17 protein-coding genes and 4 pseudogenes are annotated in these 21,717 nt (G+C 60.0%); 14 read left to right on the forward strand and 7 right to left on the reverse strand.

Annotated features, from left to right (window positions below):
* Positions 1 to 189 precede the first annotated feature (189 nt).
* The 10 genes and pseudogenes from HAP41_RS49480 to HAP41_RS49525 all read left to right on the forward strand — a co-directional run bounded on the left by HAP41_RS49480 (position 190) and on the right by HAP41_RS49525 (position 12,784).
* Positions 190 to 1,326 carry an alpha/beta hydrolase gene (locus tag HAP41_RS49480; RefSeq protein ID WP_166107162.1) on the forward strand — a complete coding sequence of 379 codons (1,137 nt, stop codon included), beginning with the start codon at positions 190 to 192 and terminating at the stop codon, positions 1,324 to 1,326.
* Positions 1,323 to 2,579, forward strand: coding sequence for a hypothetical protein (locus HAP41_RS49485; RefSeq protein ID WP_166107164.1), 1,257 nt, complete (start codon positions 1,323 to 1,325; stop codon positions 2,577 to 2,579). Before HAP41_RS49480 ends, HAP41_RS49485 begins: the two co-directional genes overlap by 4 nt.
* Positions 2,579 to 4,600, forward strand: a complete 2,022-nt coding sequence (locus HAP41_RS49490; RefSeq protein ID WP_166107066.1) for a hypothetical protein — start codon at positions 2,579 to 2,581, stop codon at positions 4,598 to 4,600. The genes HAP41_RS49485 and HAP41_RS49490 overlap by 1 nt, the downstream gene beginning before the upstream one ends.
* Positions 4,590 to 6,773, forward strand: coding sequence for a hypothetical protein (locus HAP41_RS49495; protein ID WP_166107166.1), 2,184 nt, complete (start codon positions 4,590 to 4,592; stop codon positions 6,771 to 6,773). Before HAP41_RS49490 ends, HAP41_RS49495 begins: the two co-directional genes overlap by 11 nt.
* Before the next feature lie 92 nt (positions 6,774 to 6,865).
* Positions 6,866 to 8,047: pseudogene (gene istA / locus HAP41_RS49500) on the forward strand (IS21 family transposase); the annotation flags it as partial.
* Between the two features lie 173 nt (positions 8,048 to 8,220).
* Complete coding sequence (gene istA / locus HAP41_RS49505; RefSeq protein ID WP_166063394.1) at positions 8,221 to 9,762, forward strand: IS21 family transposase; 1,542 nt, start codon at positions 8,221 to 8,223, stop codon at positions 9,760 to 9,762.
* A 16-nt stretch (positions 9,763 to 9,778) separates the two neighbouring features.
* A complete protein-coding gene (gene istB, locus HAP41_RS49510) occupies positions 9,779 to 10,540 on the forward strand; it encodes an IS21-like element helper ATPase IstB (protein WP_166063422.1) in 762 nt (253 codons plus the stop codon).
* A 94-nt stretch (positions 10,541 to 10,634) separates the two neighbouring features.
* Positions 10,635 to 10,961 (forward strand): annotated as a pseudogene (locus HAP41_RS49515) (IS21 family transposase); the annotation flags it as partial.
* Complete coding sequence (gene istB / locus HAP41_RS49520; protein WP_166107168.1) at positions 10,961 to 11,824, forward strand: IS21-like element helper ATPase IstB; 864 nt, start codon at positions 10,961 to 10,963, stop codon at positions 11,822 to 11,824. The pseudogene HAP41_RS49515 and the gene istB (HAP41_RS49520), both read left to right, overlap by 1 nt.
* 99 nt (positions 11,825 to 11,923) lie before the next feature.
* Positions 11,924 to 12,784 (forward strand): hypothetical protein, encoded by an 861-nt coding sequence (locus HAP41_RS49525; protein ID WP_166107170.1) that lies wholly within the window; start codon positions 11,924 to 11,926, stop codon positions 12,782 to 12,784.
* Positions 12,785 to 13,337: 553 nt separating this feature from the next.
* Here HAP41_RS49525 and HAP41_RS49530 read toward each other — a convergent pair.
* Positions 13,338 to 13,763, reverse strand: coding sequence for a hypothetical protein (locus HAP41_RS49530; RefSeq protein WP_166107172.1), 426 nt, complete (start codon positions 13,761 to 13,763; stop codon positions 13,338 to 13,340).
* On the opposite strand from HAP41_RS49530, the gene HAP41_RS50505 reads away from it, so the two are divergent.
* Both HAP41_RS50505 and HAP41_RS49540 read left to right on the forward strand, forming a co-directional pair.
* Positions 13,742 to 14,440 carry a DUF6519 domain-containing protein gene (locus HAP41_RS50505; RefSeq protein WP_166107069.1) on the forward strand — a complete coding sequence of 233 codons (699 nt, stop codon included), beginning with the start codon at positions 13,742 to 13,744 and terminating at the stop codon, positions 14,438 to 14,440. The two genes, HAP41_RS49530 and HAP41_RS50505, sit on opposite strands and share 22 nt — an antisense overlap.
* A 291-nt stretch (positions 14,441 to 14,731) precedes the next feature.
* A complete protein-coding gene (locus HAP41_RS49540; RefSeq protein ID WP_166107174.1) occupies positions 14,732 to 15,283 on the forward strand; it encodes a DUF6538 domain-containing protein in 552 nt (183 codons plus the stop codon).
* On the opposite strand, the pseudogene tnpC reads toward HAP41_RS49540, so the two are convergent.
* From tnpC to HAP41_RS49555, 3 genes and pseudogenes are all read right to left on the reverse strand, one after another.
* A pseudogene (gene tnpC / locus HAP41_RS49545) lies at positions 15,214 to 16,805 on the reverse strand (IS66 family transposase). The gene HAP41_RS49540 and the pseudogene tnpC overlap by 70 nt on opposite strands.
* Before the next feature lie 74 nt (positions 16,806 to 16,879).
* A complete protein-coding gene (gene tnpB, locus HAP41_RS49550; protein ID WP_166107176.1) occupies positions 16,880 to 17,044 on the reverse strand; it encodes an IS66 family insertion sequence element accessory protein TnpB in 165 nt (54 codons plus the stop codon).
* Positions 17,045 to 17,111: 67 nt separating this feature from the next.
* Positions 17,112 to 19,202, reverse strand: a complete 2,091-nt coding sequence (locus HAP41_RS49555; protein WP_166107179.1) for a recombinase family protein — start codon at positions 19,200 to 19,202, stop codon at positions 17,112 to 17,114.
* Between HAP41_RS49555 and HAP41_RS49560 the strand changes: the two genes are divergently transcribed.
* Complete coding sequence (locus HAP41_RS49560) at positions 19,192 to 19,476, forward strand: hypothetical protein (protein WP_166107182.1); 285 nt, start codon at positions 19,192 to 19,194, stop codon at positions 19,474 to 19,476. The two genes, HAP41_RS49555 and HAP41_RS49560, sit on opposite strands and share 11 nt — an antisense overlap.
* 68 nt (positions 19,477 to 19,544) lie before the next feature.
* On the opposite strand, the gene tnpB (HAP41_RS50955) is transcribed toward HAP41_RS49560, so the two are convergent.
* Both tnpB (HAP41_RS50955) and HAP41_RS49565 read right to left on the reverse strand, forming a co-directional pair.
* Entirely contained in the window at positions 19,545 to 19,835 is a 291-nt protein-coding gene (tnpB, locus tag HAP41_RS50955; RefSeq protein WP_166107184.1) for an IS66 family insertion sequence element accessory protein TnpB, read from the reverse strand.
* A gap of 170 nt (positions 19,836 to 20,005) precedes the next feature.
* Positions 20,006 to 20,179 (reverse strand): annotated as a pseudogene (locus tag HAP41_RS49565) (transposase); the annotation flags it as partial.
* Between the two features lie 108 nt (positions 20,180 to 20,287).
* On the opposite strand from HAP41_RS49565, the gene HAP41_RS49570 reads away from it, so the two are divergent.
* Positions 20,288 to 20,683: a site-specific integrase gene (locus HAP41_RS49570; RefSeq protein ID WP_166107186.1), complete on the forward strand. Its 396-nt coding sequence runs from the start codon at positions 20,288 to 20,290 to the stop codon at positions 20,681 to 20,683.
* Here the strand turns inward: HAP41_RS49570 and HAP41_RS49575 are convergent.
* Positions 20,630 to 21,061: a hypothetical protein gene (locus HAP41_RS49575; RefSeq protein ID WP_166107188.1), complete on the reverse strand. Its 432-nt coding sequence runs from the start codon at positions 21,059 to 21,061 to the stop codon at positions 20,630 to 20,632. The two genes, HAP41_RS49570 and HAP41_RS49575, sit on opposite strands and share 54 nt — an antisense overlap.
* Positions 21,062 to 21,717: the final 656 nt, after the last annotated feature.

The following is a 21,717-nucleotide window of genomic DNA, read 5'->3' on the forward strand; positions in this document are numbered from 1 at the left end:
GGAGCTACGTTTCAAAGCGGATGTCGGCGAAAACAGCACTCCGAGTTGGGTGCCAAGATTCTCCGGTCAAATTAGAGTCAGTGCGAGTTCATCGTCTGCGTTTTCGCGTGACCCGCGGGCGGCTGTTGACGTCAGTTTATGATCATGTGGCATGTTGCGCCCTAACTTAGACAAAGCCAGGAGGATACGATGGATCAACTTGTTTTCGTACATGGCGTCAACACCCGCAAAGATGCAGGATATGGTCTGGAGGTCGAAAATCGCGATAGGCTCTTCAAGGAGACGGCGTGGGCGGGAGCGCCTGTCAACATCCACAACGTCTACTGGGGCGACTTGGCCGCGCAATTCGGTTACGATCTTGCTTGCCTGCCAAGCAACGGTCCAAAGTCGGCGAGTTTCGGTTTACTCGGCGGAATTGCGACGCCTGGCGCCGTTGTACAAGCTCAGCCATTAAGCAGTCTTGCCTCAACCGACTTCGGAGCCACGGTCGACGCGATTTTCGTTACCATGATCGAAGAGTCCGAGGCCGCCGGCAAGCCGCTGACAGACGACCAAATCGCGAAGTTTCGGGCCGCGGGCGAATACGCGGTGAATAATGCGGCCGTCCCTCCTTCTTGGGCCACTGGAGCGTCTTCGGATCAGGTGATCGTCTCGGAATTGCGCAAACGGGTCGCCCCGAGTGGAGCCGCGTCCTTCGGATTGGGCGATGACATCGCCAGTGCGGCTAAATCGCTTGCGGACCGAGCACGCAACTTGGTGTCATCCGGTATCGCACCGATCATTCGCGATGAAGCGAGTCCTCTCGTGGCGCGCTTTCTCGGTGATATCGTCGTCTACCTATATGACCGTGGAACGCCGTCGAAGCGAACGAAGATCCGTGAAATCGTTGCCGCCGATGTAAACGCGGCGGCGATTGAAGCCAAGAAGCAAAGCAGCAAAGTTGTACTTATAGGACACAGCCTAGGAGGCGTTATTCTGCGTGACATGCTTGGAGATCCGTCGTCTGGCCTAGACCAGAACATCAAGATCGATCTGTTGGCGACAGTTGGATCGCAGCCCGGTCTTTTCCAGGAGATGAGCTTGCTGGGAAACGCGACGAAGGCGCCGCAGAAAGTGCAGCTTGTCCCTTCGATCGGCTCGTGGTGGAACGTTTATGACCCCGTCGATTTGCTATCGTTCCGCTGCGCACCTATGTTTCAAGATGTGCTCGACTTCGAGTTCAGTTCGGTAACTGGGCTCATCAATGCGCATACAAGTTATTTCAAACGCCCTCGCTTTTACGCGCGATTGCACGAGCGCCTCAAGGAAATCGGTATCGGCGCATGAGCCTCGTCTACGAGAGACAAATCACCGGGCCGGCGACCCATGCATTCGTCATTGGAGTCGGCTCCTATCCCTACGCGAAGCCCGGAGTCTCACCCTTCGGACCGAACACGCCTCTGGCACTTTCCAACGTGCCAGACCTCGATAGCGCGCCAGTCGGCGCCAAACTATTCTGCGACTGGTTGATCGGCCATGCGGATGGTCTGCCGGCACCCCTCGGGAGCGTGCATCTCGCGTTGTCGGCGCCGCCCACGGCGCCAACATCGGCGTCTCAGTATGAATGGAAGGGGCGGTTAGCGGATGCATCGGCCATTGATCCCCGCGGAAATTCGACCGCAATATCGTCGACGGATGGTGCCTCAATCCAACAAGACGGGACCGATTGGTCCCAGCGACTTCTGGCCGTTCCAAACCAAGTCGCCATGTTTTACATCTGCGGGCACGGTGCGGCGGTGCCCACGCGATCGGTTGTATTACTGTCGGATGTTGCCGGGGGACCTATCGCTACGAGCACTCCTTGGCAGTCTCATGTTGATGTACAGTATCTCGCGGGTGTCTTGTCTCGCCAAGCGGAACTCCGGGAGGGCTATCTCTTCGTTGACGCCTGTCAGGAACTTATCACCGACGTAGTGCTTGGCCAGATCGATTCATCCGGGGGCATCGGTGACACGCTGCGATTCTATCCCCAAAGTGTTGCGGCGACAAAGAACAAAGTGCTGCTGCTGGTGCCCGGACCGATGGGGCAGTTGACCTATGACGACGGCCAAGGCGGTGGAGGACGCTTTACCCAAGTTCTTGTTGAAGCGCTAAACGGAGCCGGGGCAAGAAACTACACGGGTTCTGGACAATGGGGCGTGCTGCTGGACGGTCTTCCGCGAGCAATGAACACACTCTATCGGTTGCGCGGCTGGCCCTTGGACGCGTTCGACCCGACACCGATCAGGTCGCTCGTGACTTCCGGCCCGATCGTGAGATATCAGACCCCACCCGAGGTACCGTTTGCCGTGATGCTCGATCCGGCCATCGCTATCAGCCAAGCCGACCGGGTTTGCCTGCGGGACGCAGCCAATAATGTGATCGTCGCTCGCGCCGATCAAGCCGAACAGTGGATCGGAAAGGCGCAGGCGCGCATGGACTTGTGCTACGTCCAAGCGACTTTCAATAGACCTAACGTACCCTATCAGTCGCAATCGCTGACGCGGGTAGACTTGTCGGAAATGCGAGTCGACCCGGTCCTTCTCCACCGAGTGACATGATGCCAAAGGTTACCATAGAGCCGCCAAAGGAGGCCGGAGTTGTACGTATCGGCGTGTTCGGTCCAGACGGGCACGTGCTCGTACAGCCTCGGTTGGTCCTTCCAACGGGTACGTTCGAATTCGATGCGCCGAAACCCGGAACCTACACGGCGAGTCTGGAATCGCTCGGCACGGGGCAGGTCTTATGGAACTTTCCGGTAGCATCGGACAATTCGATGCTACAGGCTCCTCGGCTCGATTCCCTGCGGCTTCAGCGTTCCCAGAGTGCGGGCGCACGCCCCATTGTGCCGGTGTCGGGGGAGATCGCGGCGATCGAACTCGGTGAAGATGGGCCGCTGGTGCCGGCCCCGGTTCGCCCGGCGCCCGCCGCGGCAACCGCCCCAGCCGCGCCCACCCTCAATACGCAGGCTGAAGCCCGCCGCGACTACGAACTGGCGCTGCAGGTCGGCAACAGGAGCGCGCTCAACGCGTTCCTCGCGCAGTATCCTGACGGCTTCTACGCCAGCCTTGCCAAGCTTCAGCTCGACAAGATCGCCGGGGCCGACCATCTCCAGACATTGCCCAACATACTTCAAACGCACGCCGTTGCGTCGGCAAGTCGATCCGACGACGGCAATCTGTCAGCAGGCTCCACCATGAGTTTTAATCCCAGTCCCGGGGCGGCCTACAGTCTCGGCCTGTCCTATGACAGCCAGCCGCTTCGTTATGGCGGATGGCGCCCCTTCGCAGAGAGTATCGTGAAGACTCGCCGTACCGATTCGGGAGACGTCGAAGTCGTATTTGATCGCGGTGACAAACTTCCGACCGCCAATTCAGGAGCGCGCCTAAGACTTTCGTTTGCAATCGAGGCCAACCGTGTTCAGCGCATACTCGTTCCTCTGTTCGCCGGAGGTGTCAAAGTCGTACTCCGCACGATGGAGGCTCCCTATCTCAGCAGCGATACGCTGAGCATCGTTCCGGCCCGCCCGGAGACGCATGCTCTACTTCAGGCGCTAACTTCCAATTCGACCGAAATCGCTACCGGCATCTGGAACGAAATTGGGCATGGCCCTGCCCATCTGGCCCGCTACGCGAGCGCGGACATTAGCGACGATCCGTGGGTCTCGGTGGCGGTAGGCGTGTTGATGTTGCGACTAGGTTGGCTCCACCACAACGACTACTGGCTCGAGGAATTAGCACGTAACCACCCTTGGATTGCGGACGCATCTATTCTCGCGGCTCATCAACGTCTCGCGCAAACGCCGCCTGACGTGGATGGAGCCATTGAACATCTGCAGCAGGCTCGCCGAGTCGGCGCCGTCTATTTTTTCGAAGCCAACCGGCTCCAAGGCGATCTGCTGGTTGCGCTGGCGGCTGACGGTCCGGACGAAATTCATCGCGGGCTCGCTGCCGTGGAACTAGCGCACTGGCGGACCAACCTCGCGAACCAAGTTCAAGTGGGTGCCTTCTTCTCATGGCTCATGACGCGGGGGGCGCGCACTCGCGGTGGTCTCGATCAACGTTACAGCACCATTCTCGATAGCGGTCGCCTAACGCGTCAAAATAGACACGTTGACGTGCTTTCCAGTCTTTCTGTCATCGACGCGGCCGGCGCTTCGCGTGTCGCTGGCGCGGTCCGGCGTCACGAGCCCGTCAGATTGGTTGCAAAGGGCAAGCTAGGTTCTGCAAAGCTGGCGCAGCAAGTAGCGATCTCCGGGACGATTTTCGCTGACGGGCGCAGCATGTCGGCCGCGCAATTGCGTCTGAGACGCGGCGGCGAGGTGCTTCTGGTGACACAAAGAGACGTAAGTTCCGAACAGCTGATCCTGGAATTCGCCAAGGCCAGGATAGATGGCGTTGATTACCCGCTGAAGGAGATGTCGGACGTCGCCATCATAAATGAACTCAGGGCCTTCGATTCGCCCATCGTTTGGGTCGTCATCGGACTGAGATGGAAAAAAGCGAGGGCGGCGTTCGAGGCGGTCGCGCTGCTCGGGAAGGACGGTATCGAAATCCATGTGAGCAGGATCCATGGAAGATAATCTTGAGCCATTGCGCGACTGGACTGCTCTGGAGCGCAGCGCCGCATGGCTGCCTTGGCACCGCTCGACGGTAGCGCTCAGCCTGCTTCAGCAGAAATCGACCGTCGGAACTGATTTGGCAGACCGGTGCGTGCACTGGCTGCGCAGCGACCAAAGTCGTTTCGGACACAACGGAATGCTAGACTGCTCGCCACTTGGCAGCCGCCTGCTCGCTTCCTTGTCGGGAACTCCGTATGCAGCTGATTTTTCTTTTGAAATCGAAGGAGCGCGGAGGTCAGTTGAGCGCGACCTCGGTAAGTATCGTCAGTGGGCTCGATCGTTTCTAGCTGCAGTGGAGCTTGGTCAGCTCTGCCCAAGTCGAGCGCTTTGGTGGATCGGTAACATGGTTCAACCGAATGGCCTTCCGAAAAATCTGCGAAGAAAGGCTCCCGAGGACTTCGTTAGATTTAGCAATGCGTTCCTTCAATTGCGAGCTTCAATACGCGAGCGAGGGCCGGTGGGCATCATTGAGTCAATCGGCGTTTGGCTATCTATGACCGAAGACAATAGCCGGTGGCGAAGGTTATGCAGGGCCATCGAGTGCGAGGCCCTGGATCGCTTGTTTGCTTGGCCCCTCGTTGTTATGGACACAATTAGACATGAAGCTGCTCTTGCTCTTCCGATTTTTGCCGAAGCGAATCCCACATCGATCCATGGAGATGGAAGTTGCAGGGTCATTGACGGTCGCGTCCTGATCGCACCTGTACCGGTCTATCATCAGCTCCAAACGGCCGAGGACAATCCGGCGAAGGATAGCTGGCGTGCTTTCGCAACCGAATGGGCGAACCACGCCCGAGCCTTGCTGTTGAACCACAACCGGCATCTTGGCGATGAAGGCGTTCAATATATCAAGTCGGTCGCACTATCGGTTGATCTGGGCGCCTGCGATTCGGTGCTCTCGCACGTCTTTAGAGACCACGATCCAATTCCTGCAGCCGGAAGAAGCGCATCGGCCCTGTTCGCGACCGCCTTCGCGGCCGCGATCATGAACCGGCAGATGCCAAAGATCGCAATTATTGGCGATTTGGTAACGCCGGCGGATGGGCCGGTTGACAATCGTCGTGGTCCTGAAATCGGGCAAGTACACAAAGAGGGGCTCGACGCGAAAATCAGCCACGTTTTCTTGGGCGAGGGATATGACGCTTTGATCGTTCCTCGCGCCGGCGAACTGAAAGAATCGGACGCGCCTACGGAGAACGGCTTTGGCGACGTCGTGGCGCGGGATTCTGCAGAGAGCCAGCGAATTCACATGTTTGAGAGCGGGGTGCTTTCCAACGTTTGGGATATAGCTTTTCCCAATTCCTGGCGACGCTATCGTTCGGTACGATGCCCGGACGCCTCCTTTTCCCTAACGCTCGATCAAGCGTCGAGAGGCAGCATTAGAGACTGGTTCGAGCAGGCCGAAGTCGTCGACGATTTGCCGGATTGGATCACAATCACCGAGCTCGCGTCATATTTGCGGTGGTGCAGTCGGGAGATTGCGAGTCTCAATCCCGCGCCTCCCGGCCTTAGTCAGTTCTTCATGCGATTGACGGAATTCGAGACGGGATCGCACGCCGTGCTCAGTCTTGGCGAGGCCCTTCGATACCCCGTAAGTCACCTAGCTAAGGTCAACGCTGAAGACTCCGACGAGCTAAAAAAATCTCTCACCGATATGCTGCAGCCCGGTCGGCATTGTCCAGAAACTTTGTTTGGTCAGGCGCCGGACTTGACGATCCTCATAAGCAAGCCAGAAGCAATCAGCAGCCCCGAGCAACCGGTTGCCGAGGCGAATTTGGCGACACTTCTGAAGGAGATTCGAGATGACCTTTCCGATAAAGGCCGTCGGCGAGAATGGTCGGAATACGTCGGTCGTTGCAGAATTATTTTGGTGCAAGAGCGCCTTGAAACCGAAAGAAATTTGCAATTGTCCGAGTTTGACAAGGCGCAGACCGAACTCTCGATTTTTAGGATGGAGTTCACACAACAGCAGGCATCGGCTGTTGTGAGCGAAACAAAATGGCGTGGAGCTGCCACGAAGATGCTTCTTAGGGGCCTTCAAGAGAAAGGCGCTGCTAGATACACTCCCATGACCGATAGTTGGGTACTTACCCGCAAGGCCCCGCTTCCTGCGATGTGTTTCGGCATGGAATAAGGACCCCCGTTTCGGGGTGATCGGCATCCAATCGGGACCCCGGGATAAGGGTCCACAGTGGCTTCCATCGAGTCATGGAAGCCGAGGTTGGGATGCTGGTGGTGGAGACGATTGGTAAGATCCGTCGCGCCTACTTTGTTGATGGTCGTCCGATCAAGGCGATCTGCCGAGAACTTGGCGTATCGCGGAAGGTGGTTCGCAAGGTCATTCGTTCTCAAGCGACGGAGTTCCGGTACGAGCGCGAGACGCAGCCGCTCCCGAAGATGGGTGCCTGGAGTGCCGAGCTTGATCGGTTGCTGGCAGGGAATGAGAGCAAGGCGGCGCGGGAACGGCTGACGCTGATCCGGCTATTCGAGGAACTCCGCGGCCTGGGTTATGCCGGCGGCTATGATGCGGTTCGTCGATACGCCCGACGGTGGACCAAGGAACGCGGCACCTCGACAGCGTCGGCTTATGTGCCGCTGAGCTTTGCACCAGGCGAAGCCTACCAGTTCGACTGGAGCCACGAGGTGGTCCTGCTGAGCGGCACCACGGTGATGGTGAAGGCTGCTCATGTTCGGCTCTGTCACAGTCGCATGCTGTTCGTGCGGGCCTATCCGCGGGAGACGCAGGAGATGGTGTTCGACGCCCACGACCGGGCATTCGCCCTGTTCAAAGGCACCTGCACCCGCGGCATCTACGACAACATGAAGACCGCGGTGGAGACGATCTTTGTCGGTAAAGGCCGTCTCTACAATCGCCGCTTCCTGCAGATGTGCAGCCACTATCTGGTCGATCCGGTCGCCTGTACGCCAGCGTCGGGCTGGGAGAAGGGGCAGGTCGAGAACCAGGTCGGGCTGGTCCGGGAGCGCTTCTTCACGCCGCGGCTGCGGTTCAAAAACCTCGACGAGTTAAACGCCTGGCTGCTCGACAAGTGCATCGCCTACGCCAAGGCTCATCGCCATCCGGAGCTGGTCGATCAGACGATCTGGGACGTGTTCGAAGCCGAACGCCCCAAACTCGTTCCCTATGCCGGCCGCTTCGACGGCTTCCATGCGGTGACAGCATCGGTCTCGAAGACCTGCCTGGTGCGCTTCGACAACAACAAGTACTCGGTCGCAGCCAGTGCAGTCGGACGACCGGTCGAGGTTCAAGCCTATGCCGATCGCATCGTGATCCGTCAGGATGGACGTATCGTTGCCGAGCACCCGCGATCCTTTGGCCGCGGCGATACCGTCTACGACCCCTGGCATTATGTGCCGGTGCTCGCCCGCAAACCCGGCGCCTTGCGCAACTGCATGTTTCGCGGGATCGTGAGCACGGATTTCAGGGGATCGTGAGCAGAGATTTCAGACGATCGTGAGCACGGATTTCGCGGGATCGTGAGCAGCTTTTCAGCAACTCAGCCCGCTTCGGCCGACAACTCAACCGGCTTAGGAACTGCCTCGTCAGTGAACGAGGAAGGCCGATGCCCACCCAGAGATTGTCGATGCGCCGGATCAAAGAGGTTCTCCGCTTAAAACATGTTCAAGGCTTGCCGGAGCGAGCCATCGCGCGCACCTTGGGCATCAGCAACGGCGCCGTGCACAGCTATCTACGCCGAGCCGGGGCTGCCGGGCTGAAGTGGCCGTTGCCGGCCGGAATGAGCGACGAGGACCTGGAGCTGCTGCTTTTCCCGGCGCCGAGGCCTGCGTCGCAGAGCCCCCAGCGGGCCGTTCCCGACTGGGGCTATGTCGACAAGGAGCTGCGCCGACGCAACGTGACCCGTCGGCTGCTGTGGGACGAGTATCGCGCCACCCATCCCGATGGCTTCGGCTACACCTGGTTCTGCACGACGTACGAGGCCTGGAAGGGGCGAGCCCGGCCTTCGATGCGGCAGACGCATCTGGGCGGCGAGAAGGTTTTCGTGGATTTCGCCGGCGACACCATCGACGTCATCGATCCCTCAAACGGGGAAGTGCAGTCGATGAAGCTGTTCGTCGCGGCGATGGGCGCCTCCAACTATACCTATGCCGAGGCCTGTCCAAGCGAGGGGCTCGCCGACTGGATCCGGGTCCACATCAATCTTTTCGCCTTCCTCGGCGGCGTGCCGACATTCGTAGTCTGCGACAATCTCAAGGCCGCCGTCACCAATCCCGACCGCCACGATCCCGGCCTCAACCGAACCTATGCCGAGATGGCGAGCCATTACGGCACGGCCATTCTCGCAGCCCGGCCGCGGCGCCCAAAAGATAAGGCAAAGGTCGAAGTTGCGGTGCAAGTCGCCCAGCGATGGATTCTGGCGCGGCTGCGCAACCAACGCTTCTTTTCGTTGGCGGAGCTGAACGCAGCCATCAAAACACTCGTCGTCGAACTCAATGCAAGGCAGATGCGCGACTTTGGCGCCAGTCGCGCCGAACTGTTCGCCGAGCTCGACAAGCCCAAGCTTACAAAGCTGCCGGACCAGGCTTACGCTTTCGCACGCTGGAAGCGATGCCGGATCGGCCCCGACTATCATATCGAGATCGATGGACACTGGTATTCCGCGCCGTATCGGCTCATCCGTGAGCTTGTCGACGCACGCATCGATGACAGAACGGTCGAGATCTTCCACAACGGCCGCAGGATCGCCAGCCACGCCCGCGCGCCCAACCGGCGGGGCCACACCACCATCGCCGACCATATGCCCAGCGCCCATCGGCGCTACGGTCAATGGACGCCCGCCGGAGTGATCGTCGCCGGCGAGCGGATCGGTCCGTCGACCGCCGCCTTCTTCCAGGCCGTGATCGCGGCCCGGCCGCATCCCGAGCAAGGCTTTCGCACCTGCCTCGGCATTCTGTCACTGGTCAAAAGCTACAGCGCGGAGCGCGTCGAAGCGGCCTGCCGGCGCGGCATTCTGATCAAGGCGCGATCCGTCGCCTCGATCCGCTCCATCCTCCAGAACGGTCTGGATCGTACCTTTCTCGACGAGCCCTCCGAACACCAACCCCTGCGCCACGGCAACATCCGCGGCCGCGATTATTTTCACTGAAGCCAAGGAGACCTGTATGCTCAACCATCCCACCCACGAACGCCTGATCGAGCTCGGCTTGAGCGGCATGGCCAAGGCCTTCGAGGAGCAGCGACGATCGCCTGATCTCGAAGCCTTGCCGTTCGAAGATCGCATCGGCCTGCTGGTCGACCGGGAAGCGGCGGAACGCGACACCAGGCGGCTCACCACGCGCCTCAAGCTGGCCTCGCTCCGCCAGAATGCCTGCGTGGAGGACGTCGATTTGCGCACGCCGCGGGGTATCGACCGGGCCGTCTTCGCCAAGCTCGCCAGCGGCGACTGGATCGATCGCCACGAGAATTTGCTCATAACCGGGGCGACCGGATTGGGCAAAAGTTGGTTAGCCTGTGCCCTCGGCCACAAGGCCTGCCGAGATAATCGCTCGGTCCTCTATCACCGCGTCCCAAGATTGTTCGAAGCGTTGGGGCTCGCGCGGGGCGATGGACGTTATGCCCGCTTGCTCAAAACCCTTGGCCGCGCCCAGGTTCTGATTTTGGATGATTGGGGATTGTCGGTGCTCACCGCTGCCGAGCGGCGCGATCTACTGGAAATCCTTGACGATCGCCATGGCCGCTCCTCCACCATCGTAACCAGCCAACTCCCTGTGGACACATGGCACGAAGTTATCGGAGATCCCACGCTAGGCGACGCGATTCTGGATCGCCTCGTCCACAACGCTCACCGCCTCCAGCTTGCTGGCGAAAGCATGCGAAAACGCAACGCCAAAACCATCACCCTTGACGAGCAGCCAGAACGCTGACCCTATCACCGCCTCGGCCGGAGCGAGGCTGCTCACGATCGTCTGAATTCGGCGCTCATGATCGCGCGAAATCGCTGCTCACGATCACTGAAATATGCACAACGGTGCTCCCTTCAAAGACTGGGTGCTGCCGGCCGCGATCGAGCGGATCCGGCGCAAGCTGGCCAGCACCGACGATGGCAATCGGCAGATGGTCGACATCCTCACCGCGGTGCTGACTGACGGTCTGTCCGCGGTGGAAGCGGCTTGTGCCGAAGCGCTCAGTCACAGCGTCCATTCCGCCGATGTCGTTCTCAATATCCTGGCCCGTCAACGTGAACCCGCCCCACCGGCCAACATCATGACGCCGGCCGCACTGACGCTCCGTCATGCACCGATCGCCGATTGTGCCCGCTACGACAACCTCCGGAGGACCATCTGATGGAACGAACCCAAATCTTCGACCTCATGGGCGAACTTAAGCTCTACGGCATGAAGGCTGCCTTCGACGAGATCATGGCAACTGCCGTCAAGCGCCAGCACGAGCCTCAACGCATTGTCGGCGACCTGCTCAACGCCGAGATCAACGAGAAGCAAGCCAGGTCGATCAAATACCAGCTCACCATTGCCAAGCTGCCGCTCGCCAAGGACATCGCCGACTTCCAGTTCGACGGCACGCCGATCAATCAGACTCTCGTCAATGATCTCGCTGGCGGCGGCTTCATCGCCCAACAACGCAACGTCGTGCTGGTTGGCGGCACCGGTACAGGCAAAACCCACCTGGCCATTGCCATCGCCAGAAGTTGCATCCGCGATGGCGCCAGAGGACGCTTCTACAACGTAGTCGACCTCGTCAACCGGCTCGAGACCGAGACCCGCAACGGTCGGCAGGGACGGCTCGCCGAGCATCTGACCCGCATGGACTTCATCGTTCTCGACGAGCTGGGCTATCTGCCGTTCGCGCAATCCGGCGGTCAGCTCCTGTTCCATCTCATCAGCCGGCTCTACGAGCGCACCTCCATCATTGTCACCACCAATCTTGCGTTCGGCGAATGGCCCAGTGTGTTCGGTGATGCCAAAATGACCACCGCGCTACTCGACCGATTGACCCATCACTGCGACATCGTCGAGACCGGCAACGACAGCTGGCGATTCAAAAGCCGCGACGATGTTCAAACAACCCGCGCTCGCGCCGTCTCCGCAACCCCGACCAGCTCCGACGACCCGAGCGCTACCAGCAGAGCACGCCGATCAAAGGGGTCCCTTTTGGATGCCGATAGGGGGTCCCAGTCGAACGCCGATTGACATCCTGCGAATCTACGCGAAAGAGCCTCTCTGCATGAACGGGCAGGTAGATCCTTTGCAACTTCCCTATTGGGTTTGGGCAGCCCCGGCTTGCCATTCATGCGAAGCCAGCGCAGAGACGTGGTTACGGAGGCTGCATATCATTTCAAAGAAGCCGCCCGAGATCATGTCCTTGCAGGAAGCGCCGATAGCGGGGCAAAGTGCCGTAATCTGCTGGCCGATCTGACGGCTGCGTTTAATCCCGCGACATGGCAGGTAATTAGATTTGCTTCAAAAATGAAGCTTGAGCCTGCAGAACCATTTGTGGCGATGGGGCGCCAGTTGCTTTCGAGCGACCGCGATCTCCCCTCCGATGCGTCTGGAAGATCCCTGATATGGATGATTTCGCAGCGACTTGATCAGTTAGTCGCTCAGCGCAAGCAAGATGGAAACTATAGTTCGAACCACGACTCCGAAGAACTTGCGGTGGTTGCTTCCCAGTTAATTGTTGACGTTATCGCTTCGTTAGGAGGCAATCGGCCGGTGGAAGGTATGGTATCGGAGATTTTGGAGCATGAACAGATCAGGCGACTGATCAAAGATAGTGAACAAGCACGGGCGTTTCGGGAGGTGATCAAAAAGCTGGTCCAAAATAAGGCCGCGGACTTGACCTCAATTCGACCCGATGTCCTTCATGAAGCGATCGCTGAGATGTATCAAGGAATCAGCGCAATGCGCCTTGAATTGTACGAACGTGTATTTGTAGCCGGGCGCTTAGGCTACGCAGATTTGTTTCTTGCAATGCTTGGCGCAGCTGCGACGAATGAAGAAGCCGAAGCTATTTTTTCCAAATATGGGCCATGCTTGGATCGGAGATTGATAAGATACATAACGACATTCGGTTGGAAGAAAATGAAGAAAAGCTTGCTCGGGGAAATTCGGCGCGGGTATGACAGATTTGAAATGTTCTATCCTGGTTGAAAAAGGCCGCTCACTTGGTCGTGACCCCGGGCAAGAAGGGTTCTCTTTCCCGACGGTGTGTCGAGCCCTTCTTGCCTTAAACTTGAAGCCACGCGCTCTGGATTGACCGGCATAGTTTCGTTTGGGTTCGCCGCCGAACTGCTCGACGAAGCGCGAGCTGCCGCGTTATTCTTGTACAACGTTTTTCTTCGCTTGGGCGCCCATCTCGAGGCTGCCGACGAATCTGCAATTGAGCCGTACGGATCGATACCGCTCATGCTCCTCGCGCTCCTCAAATGTGTCGGATGGATTGAGTTGGCCGACGGCGGCCCCGCGATCCGATTGACTTCCACGAAACCTGCGGAGATCGTCACGGTGATGCGGGCATGCGCGGAGATAGACCCGCATCGCGTGAGCCATCCAGTCGTATGTGAAGTCGGGAGGTGCCTTCAACTCGTCCCACAACTTCGGTGAGCTGCATCTCGCACCCGGTTCTTCAGGATGCCGAGCGCCCTTGCGATATGCTTGGGGGAGTTCCTCCGCCGCTTGGCCAGTGCCGTACGCGGCCCTTGACTCAACAGCCTCGGTTACTGCCGAGGATCCACCATGTCTTGGGCCGCCAACGGTAGATGACGCGTGATCCCTGCAGGCGCTTGACCAGCATCCGATGCGCAGCGTCGAAGTTGTAGTCCTCGGACGTTCCTTCGAGCCGCTCGTGGATCTGTCGTGTCGTCAGCGGACGAGCGTCCACCACCAGCTCAATATCGAACTGAAGGCGGGGGAGTCGATCTGGCTGGTCGCGGCGCCGCGAACACGTCCGGTCCTTTGGCTCAGCGACGTCGAAGCCGGCCAGCAGGATGCGCTGCGGGTCAGCGGCGGGAACGGCAGCCGTTTCGTCATGGACGGTGTGATGGTCGCCGGTCGCGGCCTGCACTTCGCCCCGCGCGAGGATGGCGACGGCGAAGCGGCGGGCGACCTGTGCGAAGTCGTGCTGCGTCACTGCACGCTGTGCCCGGCTGGGCGCTGGCCCACGATTGCGAGCCGCTGCGTCCCAACGATCCGAGCATTGTCATCGACGGATCGCGCCTGTGGCTTCGCGTCGAGCACAGCATCGTCGGCACGATCGACGTAATCCTCGGCGTCATCGCCGGCCTGCCGGCCGACATCTGCATCGCCGACAGCATCGTCGACGCGACGTCCGAAACGGGCGCCGCCATCGGCATCGGCGGATGCAAGCGACCTTTCGTCTACAGGGACGGCCAACTCGGCGATTTCGTCAAGGCGCTGGAAGATTCCGCGCGGCAACTTGCCGACGTGTTCGGAGCCGGCGCGCCGGATCAGAAGGCCTGCGCGGATGCGCAGCGCTTCTTCGACACATGGGAGCAGATCGGGCCGCTGATGCGCGCCCGCGCCCGCTTCGACGCGCGCAATCTCGACCCCTGCGCGATCCCGGCCGACGGCCAGTTCCGCAGCCGCGAGAACCAGCTCTACCGCGTCGAAATCCACAAAGGCGGAATGGCCGGGGATGCGACATTCAAATGGTCGCGGGAGAATGGATCGGTCGAATTCGCGCTCTCGGCCGCGATCGCCGCACGAGCCTTTGCGAGGGCGGGCGCGCGATCCCTGTCAAGAGCTGAGGTCGAGGCTGTTTGCTCAAGCAGGCCGAGGCCGAGTTGAAGGCTCGCAACGGAAAACCTGGCCACGAGGAAGCGGCGAGCCCGTCAAGGCCGGAATTTCGGTCAGAAAAATGAAGCCGCGTGCGTCATCTGGTGGTACACAAGGGTGGTACACAGTCGAAGAGCCGGCTATTCGGCGAGCCTTATTTTACTGAGTTTTCGACGTTTCGGTTCTGGCCGGTGCGGAATCCCTCCCTATCCGCCACCCCCCTCGAAAACCCCTAGAAAACAGCGGGCTCCTTGAATCTCAAGGAGTTTCCGGACCGACCGTCGGTACACACGGTCGGCACACATGCGGCTCGAATGTCTACGGCGAGACCCGGATAGCGGCATCTTCCAGATCAGGAAGAGAGTCCCCGAACGGTTTAAGCATATCGTCGGCAAACGCGAGATCAAACTCTCGCTGGGCACGACCGACCGCAAGCTCGCGCTTATCCGTTGCCTCGAGGAATTAGCGAAGATCGAGCGCGCGTGGTCGGGGATCGACGCCGCGATCATCGACGGCGAGGGCCACGTTCTCGCGCCCCTCCAGTGCAAGTCCGCCTCGGACGCGGGGCCGGCCGCCACGATCCCGGCGGGCGCCGTTTCTTCGCCGACGGATCCTTCGAAGGCGGATCGTTCTCTTGCCAGTCCGACCGCGGTCGCCGCCAGCGACAAGGCGCCGGTGCCGCTGCGCACCCTCTTCAAATCCTATGGCAAGGAAGCCCAGCTCTCGCCGGCCACAGTCAAGCGGTGGTCGCCGGTCGTCGACCGTAAGCGGCAAGCTGAGGCCGTTCACGCGGCGTGGTTCCATGGCATAAGCGCCTCGATCTGGCTGCTCGGCCAGCCGTTGGCGATGCGCTGAAGCGTGAGGGTGAGCCAGGCGAACGGATCGACGTTGTTCATCTTCGCTGTCTGCAGCAGTGTCGCGATGGTCGCCCAGGTTCGTCCGCCGCCGTCGCTGCCAGCGAAGAGGCTATTCTTTCTCGTAATTGTTTGTGGCCTGATGGCGCGTTCGACGATGTTGGAGTCGAGCTCAATGCGGCCGTCGGTCAGGAAGCGCTCGAAGATGGCACGGCGCGAGACGGCATAGCGGATTGCCTCGGCCAGTTTTGATTTGCCGGAGATCCGCCGCAAGGTCTGCTGCCAGAGATCAAAGAGATCTGCGACGACCGCCGCGGAGGCTTGCTGACGCGCGGCAACGCGTGCGTGGGGACTTTGACCGCGCACGGTCTTCTCGACCTGCCAGAGCTTTGCCATCCGCTCGACCGTCGTCGTTGCCACTTTCGAGCTTCCTGCAACATGCAGTTCGTAGAACTTGCGTCTGCTGTGTGACCAGCAGCCAGCCAATGTGATGCCGTCATTGCCGCGATCGGCGCGCGCCAACTTGTTATAGGCGGCATAGCCATCCACTTGCAGGATGCCCCGATAACCATTGAGATGGCGGACCGCGCATTCGCCGGAGCGGCTGTCTTCGAAGCGATAAGCCACCATCGGGGGACCGCTGCGGCCAAAGGTGCGGTCATCTCTGGCATAGGCCCATAAGTAGGCCGTTTTCGTCGATCCGGAGCCGGGAGCGAGCGTCGGCAGGGTGGTTTCGTCGGCAAAGACCCGTTCGGCCTTCTTGACCTCGCTGAAGATGTAGTCGGCCATGATCTCGAGCTCGAAGCCGAGCTTGCCCATCCATTGCGCCATCAGCTGGCGGTCGAGCTCGACATGATCGCGCGCGTAGATCGCCTCCTGCCGGTAGAGCGGCATGCCATCGGCGTATTTGGCGACCGCGATCTGGCCAGAAGCGCTTCCGTCGGAATGCCTCCTTCAATGATATGGGCCGGAGCCGGCGCCTGGATTACGCCGTCCGCGTTCTTGAAGGCATACTTGGGACGGCGCGTGACGATCACACGGAACTTCGCTGGCACCACATCCAGACGCTCCGACACGTCCTCGCCGATCACCACCTTCTGCTTGCCGGCATGCTCAGCAAGGTCTTCCGGCTCAATGACGGTTTCGATCCGTTCCAGATGGGGCGCAAAGCCCTTGCGCCGACGCGGTGCACGCTTGCCATCCGCTTGCTCACGGCCCTTGCTGACCTGGGCCTTGATTGCAGCGATGCCGGTCTCAATTTCCTCGAAGACAAAGGCCTGCTGTTCATCGTTGCCGTTCGCAGAGCCGAGCTTTTCCGATCGTCGGCCGAACCGGGCGCGGTCGAAGGCCTTCAGGATCTGCGTCAGCCGCTCGATACGCGCATCGGCATCGGCGTTGCGCACCCTGAGATCGGCGACTTCGCTCTCCAGAGCATCGGCGCGGGCCGCCCTCTCGGCCAGGGCAAGCACCATGGCTCTCAGCGTCTCTACGTCATTCGGGGGGTTGAGATCGGGCGGCGTCATTGGCCCGACCAGAGCACATTTTGCCCCGGTTCTCTTGCCTTTTCAGCTCACTGATTCACTTCGCCGCAGCGCTTTTACCCAACAATCTCCGGCGGCTTGACCGCCACGGTCCGGACCCGCTTCCAGTCCATTCCATCCACCAGTGCCATCAACTGCGCAGGATTCATCTGCACCCGATGATGCCCGATCCGCGGCCAGCAGAACTTCGCCTTTTCGAGACGTTTTAAATAGAGGCACACGCCGGAGCCATCCCACCATACGATCTTTATTCTGTCGGCACAGCTCGTTTCATTGTACGTCCCTTTGTCAGATACCGGGTAGGCGGATCATTCTATCATATTGATAATCAATGTAGTTTCTCGGCCGACGCTCGATCACGCGCTGCACCGCTATACGTACTGTTTCCGAGCTCAGCGCGTCGACAGGAACCAACCATTGCGAGCCCTTGATTGCTTGTGTGGCCGGCAAGATGTCCTTCAGCACCAAGCTCTTTGCTGATCCGACGCAAATTCCAAAGTGTGCCGCAGCCTTCGCAAGGCTGATCATTTTGCCGTCGGACGATGCGGGGTCGTATTCCGGCAAGCCCAGGCGTTCGCGCATTTCCCGCACGCGAACAGTCGTCCAGGTCTCGCCGTCGCCGGTCTTGCAGCGCATCCGATTGAGCGACACGGCGAGCTCTCGATCAGGCCAATGACCAGCGAGTTTACGAAGTGCGTCAACGGCAGTCGGTGCCATGTCGCCCGGATATCGGCCCGTCTTAACGCGAGCAACGCGAACCTCCGTGTGCCGGCCGCCGGTCCAGTGGATGAGCAGAACCGCCTCATTGGTGTTCCTATCGAGATCGCAAACAATCTCTCGGACCACAATGTGAACCAGCCGCTGCTTGGTGCGCGTGTCCGTGGACGGTGCATTCCAAACCCGCGGAAGATCATGCGCAAGTTGCAGAAGCAGGGCGCGGTCGATCTTGGGACTTTCCGCCGATGCGGTGCGCAGCTCCTTTATACGACCTTCAAGCTCGGCAACCCGCTCCAATGCGCCATTCCAGCGCGCCTCGAGTTCGCGGGCAACGTGGCGCTTGGCCGGATCCACAAGCTCGTATCGGCGTGCAGCAAGAGACGCTTCGTAGCGTACGACTTCAAGCTCCCGTTCGACGGCCGTGATGATCTCTTGTCTTGAGCGCTCAACCTGGTCGGACGCCAATATCGCTGCTTCAACAGCCCGATCGGAGACGGCCTCAAGGATTTGCAGCGCGACCGCACGATCGACCCGCACCCCGCCGATGCCGATACATAGGCCAGCGCCGACATGGGCGTCATCGCCGCGGCATTGATAACGATGGGCATTCCCCTTGGCCTGGCCGTAGAACACACGCATCATCCGCCCGCAATGGCCGCGCCGCATCAATCCGGTCAGAAGTGCGCGTCCCCCGCGCGCCGATTTTCGCGAGCAGTTCTTCTTCATGTGGGCGTTTTCCAGCAGCAGCCTCTGATTGTCCTCATACTCCTGCCAGCTGACATAGCCGGGATGATTGTCGCGCAGGAGAACATTCCATTCCTCCCGCGGCTTTTTGAACCCGCTGACCTTGCGGGCGCGACCGTCCACGATCCGTGTCTTCTGGGCGATTCGGCCAAACGCATAGGCGCCAGCATAGAGCGGATTGTGCAGGATCTGCATCACCGTGTGATAGGCCGGCGCCTTCCAGCTGAGCTTGTAGATTTGAACGTTTTTTAGAACCACAGGCATTTTGATGTCGGCAGCACGCAGCCAAAGAAAGACCTGCCGGGCGCTACCGAGCTCGCGGAACTTCGTGAAGACGAGTCGAACCAATCCCGCCACATGTTCGTCGGGATCCATTTCGATCTTGCCGAGTTCACTCCAACAAAATCCAGGTGGAAGCATGAAGCGGTACTCGCCGCGCTTGGCCTTAGAGTCCCGAGCGGCGATTCCACGTTGGCGAAGCAGGCTCAGCTCATACTCCGACATCGTTCCCTTCAGTCCGAGAAGCAGGCGGTCGTTGACAAGCCGCGGATCATAGGCGCCGTCGGGATCAATGACCAACGCGCCCGCGAGGGCGCATAGGTCGATCAAGTGATGCCAGTCGCGTCCATTGCGCGCCAGCCGCGACGCCTCAATGCAATAAACGGCACCGACGTTACCCGAACAAACCATCGCCACAAGCCGCTCAAATCCGGGCCGTTGAGTGCTGCCAGAGCCTGAGCGGCCAAGATCATCGTCAATTACCGCCACCGACTTAAATCCGGCGGTTTCCGCGGCCTGCGCCAAGTCATATTGCCGCCGCTGGCTTTCGAGATTCCCCATAACTTGGGACATTGTCGATTGGCGAACATAGACGACGGCGGCGCGGTCGAGGTGATCACGTGTGATCTTGACACTCATGGTCACCTCCCGACATCTGAGCGGGTTCGACGCCAGCCGCTTCCAGCAACAGATCGGCGAGCGCCTCGATCAGACCTTTGGGATTGGCGCCCAGCGGGTTCTGGGGAATCCGAAGACCCAGATCCAGACCCAGTTGCATCGGCTCGCGATATTGGCTTTTTCTCCGCACGTCCTTTCTCCCTCTTCAAAGAAGGACGGGATTGTGCGCCCGACGCCTGAGTCGCGCCCAGAAGCTTCAGAACAGCAGCAAATTCGTTCAGCCCCTCAATACTGACCTGCGGCGGTCCTAGCGCCATGCCGGCGCAGTAGCTTTCGTCGAGCATCCAATTGGGAACTTCGCGGCTAAACCCACGCCGCTCCTCTGTGTAGATGCATTTCAGCTCCTTGCCGCGTCGGAACGGTGCCACCTGAAGCGTCCGCCCAAAAAGCGGATGCCACGGATACGCAATTGTCGCGCTTCGAAGACTGTATGCAGAATGTCGAGTGTTGGGCTCTTTTGGCCCGGAAGACATAAAGCGCACCGTCGAACGGATCTGAGCCCGCATCGCGCACAAGCGCAACCAGGCCATCGATACCCTTGCGGAAGTCGACTGGATGGCTGGCGAGGAACACCTTCACGCCCGAGGGAATCATGCCGAACGCACCGCCCGGATCACTCGCTGCAAGTGCGCCTCGTCGACGTCCACGCCGGCACGCACGACGACCTCGCCAATGGCAATCTCAATCACTGTGCCTGCCACAGACGCCACCACGCCCTCGCAACTCGAGTGCCGCGAGCGATAATGCCGCTCGGCCCGAGCATCACGGCGCCAAGCGAACAGCTGCGACGGGTGAATGCCGATCCGGCGGGCGATCGCCGAGACGCTCGCGCCAGGCTCCAGCGCCTCTGTCACAATTTGCGCCTTGAACTCGTCCGACCAGCGTCGGCGAAGCTGCCGCGGCGCTCCCTCGAGACGGTCGGCGACCGCTTCGATCATATGGAAGGTTCTAGTTCCAGAACTAGGCGCAGACATAGAACCTCACATCGGCTCACAAACTCAGCAGCCGATAGCCGATCGCTTACCACTCCGCCAGACGGGGTTTCTTTGCCGCTTACCGTCGACCGGCTGATCGCTCATCTCGGTCACGACGACGCCGCAACGATCGCCCGCGCCGACATCGTCGCCTCGAAGGACGCGCTGCTCGAAGGCGGCATGAAGAACATCACGGTCCGGGACGTCTACCTCGCCTCGACCAAGGCCATGTTCCAGTTCGCCGTCGATCAGGGACTGCTCGCCGAGAACCCCGCCAAGGAGGTGAAGGTGCGCGTGCGCAAGAAGATCAAGGAGCGCGAGAAGGGCTTCGATGGCGAGGAGGCGGCGAATAGCCGCCTCGTTGGCGGTGATCGAGTAGAGATTGCCACACGGTCGTCCCTCAGTATCTCCAGTCTAACGCCACGTACCTCGCATGCGGGCCGCCTTGGTCGTTTCAATCGTCGCTAATGGCGTCGCCCCGCACTCCGAGGGATGATGGCAACCCCAGAGTTTCGCGTAGAAAAGTGAGCGAACTCCTCCCGAGGTTTGTGATTTGAAGAATTTCCGCATCCGGCTTCTGGAAACGCCGCCTGTCATGCAATGCTCATGCTCATCGAAATCATCGATCGGCACAGCGTCCATCTCGACCAGCCAGTGACATTCGAGCCGACCCTTGCGGTCGAACCAATGACAGGCCAGCGCCGGGGATCGAGGCCGACGCTTGCCTGTTGCCGCCGGGCGGCGAAAACCCGGCAGGTTGTCATTGGGATGAATGATGGCTTCGCGCGGCCCCGGCACGGTGCGCCGTGACTGAACAAGCCGGAATTCTGCGAGTTTCTTGAACATCGCTCACTTCCACTGCCGCTTTGCGCGGCAGGCCAGTGAGCGAGACGGTCAGCTACGTCGAGGAACGGGGCCTGGGAAAACCGCGGCGGCATTCCCGACCGCAAACGGCGCCAGTGAAAATTGGCGGATGCCGCCTTTGGAACAGTTTCCGCGGCGCGCCTTTCGCTCGCCTCCCGCATCTGGATGACCGTATTGCGTGGCTACCTTATCGCCGCCGGCGGCTTTGTCCTGTTTCGCATATTCCAGCTTGCGACGGCGGGCGTTTAGTCATCGGGTCGAGAGGAATCAGGCAATGGTCATTAGCAATCGCAGTGTCGCAATTGCAGCGACAATTCAACGGGGCACCCCAATCTCGGTTTCATCCTCGGCTGGCAATGGCTCTTGTCCCTTGCCATCGCAACGGCACTTCCCGGGGACCAAGGCGCCAAATGAGGGTTTTGGCGACGTTCCAAGCATCGGACTGTGGCACCGCGCGATGATTCTCGCGGCCTTGGCTGACAGATCTAATTCCTTGATAGCTTGGGATCACTGGTCATCGTTAACTGATGACTGGTGGCCACCTTCACCGTTGCGGGCGCAACCGAAAGCCGTAAGGCGAATGTCTATTTACGCCTTCCTAGAGCGCCACCTCCGCCTCGGATGATCTGGAAAATCTC

The sequence above is a fragment of the Bradyrhizobium barranii subsp. apii genome (genome assembly GCF_011516635.5).
Taxonomy (GTDB): Bacteria; Pseudomonadota; Alphaproteobacteria; order Rhizobiales; family Xanthobacteraceae; genus Bradyrhizobium; species Bradyrhizobium barranii.

Bases quoted from the DNA above. Each gene is read 5' to 3' on its own strand.
- HAP41_RS49480 (WP_166107162.1), top strand. From the start codon at position 190: ATGGATCAACTTGTTTTCGTACATGGCGTCAACACCCGCAAAGATGCA.
- HAP41_RS49485 (WP_166107164.1), top strand. From the start codon at position 1,323: ATGAGCCTCGTCTACGAGAGACAAATCACCGGGCCGGCGACCCATGCA.
- HAP41_RS49490 (WP_166107066.1), top strand. From the start codon at position 2,579: ATGCCAAAGGTTACCATAGAGCCGCCAAAGGAGGCCGGAGTTGTACGT.
- HAP41_RS49495 (WP_166107166.1), top strand. From the start codon at position 4,590: ATGGAAGATAATCTTGAGCCATTGCGCGACTGGACTGCTCTGGAGCGC.
- istA (WP_166063394.1), top strand. From the start codon at position 8,221: ATGCCCACCCAGAGATTGTCGATGCGCCGGATCAAAGAGGTTCTCCGC.
- istB (WP_166063422.1), top strand. From the start codon at position 9,779: ATGCTCAACCATCCCACCCACGAACGCCTGATCGAGCTCGGCTTGAGC.
- istB (WP_166107168.1), top strand. From the start codon at position 10,961: ATGGAACGAACCCAAATCTTCGACCTCATGGGCGAACTTAAGCTCTAC.
- HAP41_RS49525 (WP_166107170.1), top strand. From the start codon at position 11,924: ATGCGAAGCCAGCGCAGAGACGTGGTTACGGAGGCTGCATATCATTTC.
- HAP41_RS49540 (WP_166107174.1), top strand. From the start codon at position 14,732: ATGCGGCTCGAATGTCTACGGCGAGACCCGGATAGCGGCATCTTCCAG.
- HAP41_RS49555 (WP_166107179.1), bottom strand. From the start codon at position 19,202: ATGAGTGTCAAGATCACACGTGATCACCTCGACCGCGCCGCCGTCGTC.
- tnpB (WP_166107184.1), bottom strand. From the start codon at position 19,835: ATGATTCCCTCGGGCGTGAAGGTGTTCCTCGCCAGCCATCCAGTCGAC.
- HAP41_RS49575 (WP_166107188.1), bottom strand. From the start codon at position 21,061: ATGTTCAAGAAACTCGCAGAATTCCGGCTTGTTCAGTCACGGCGCACC.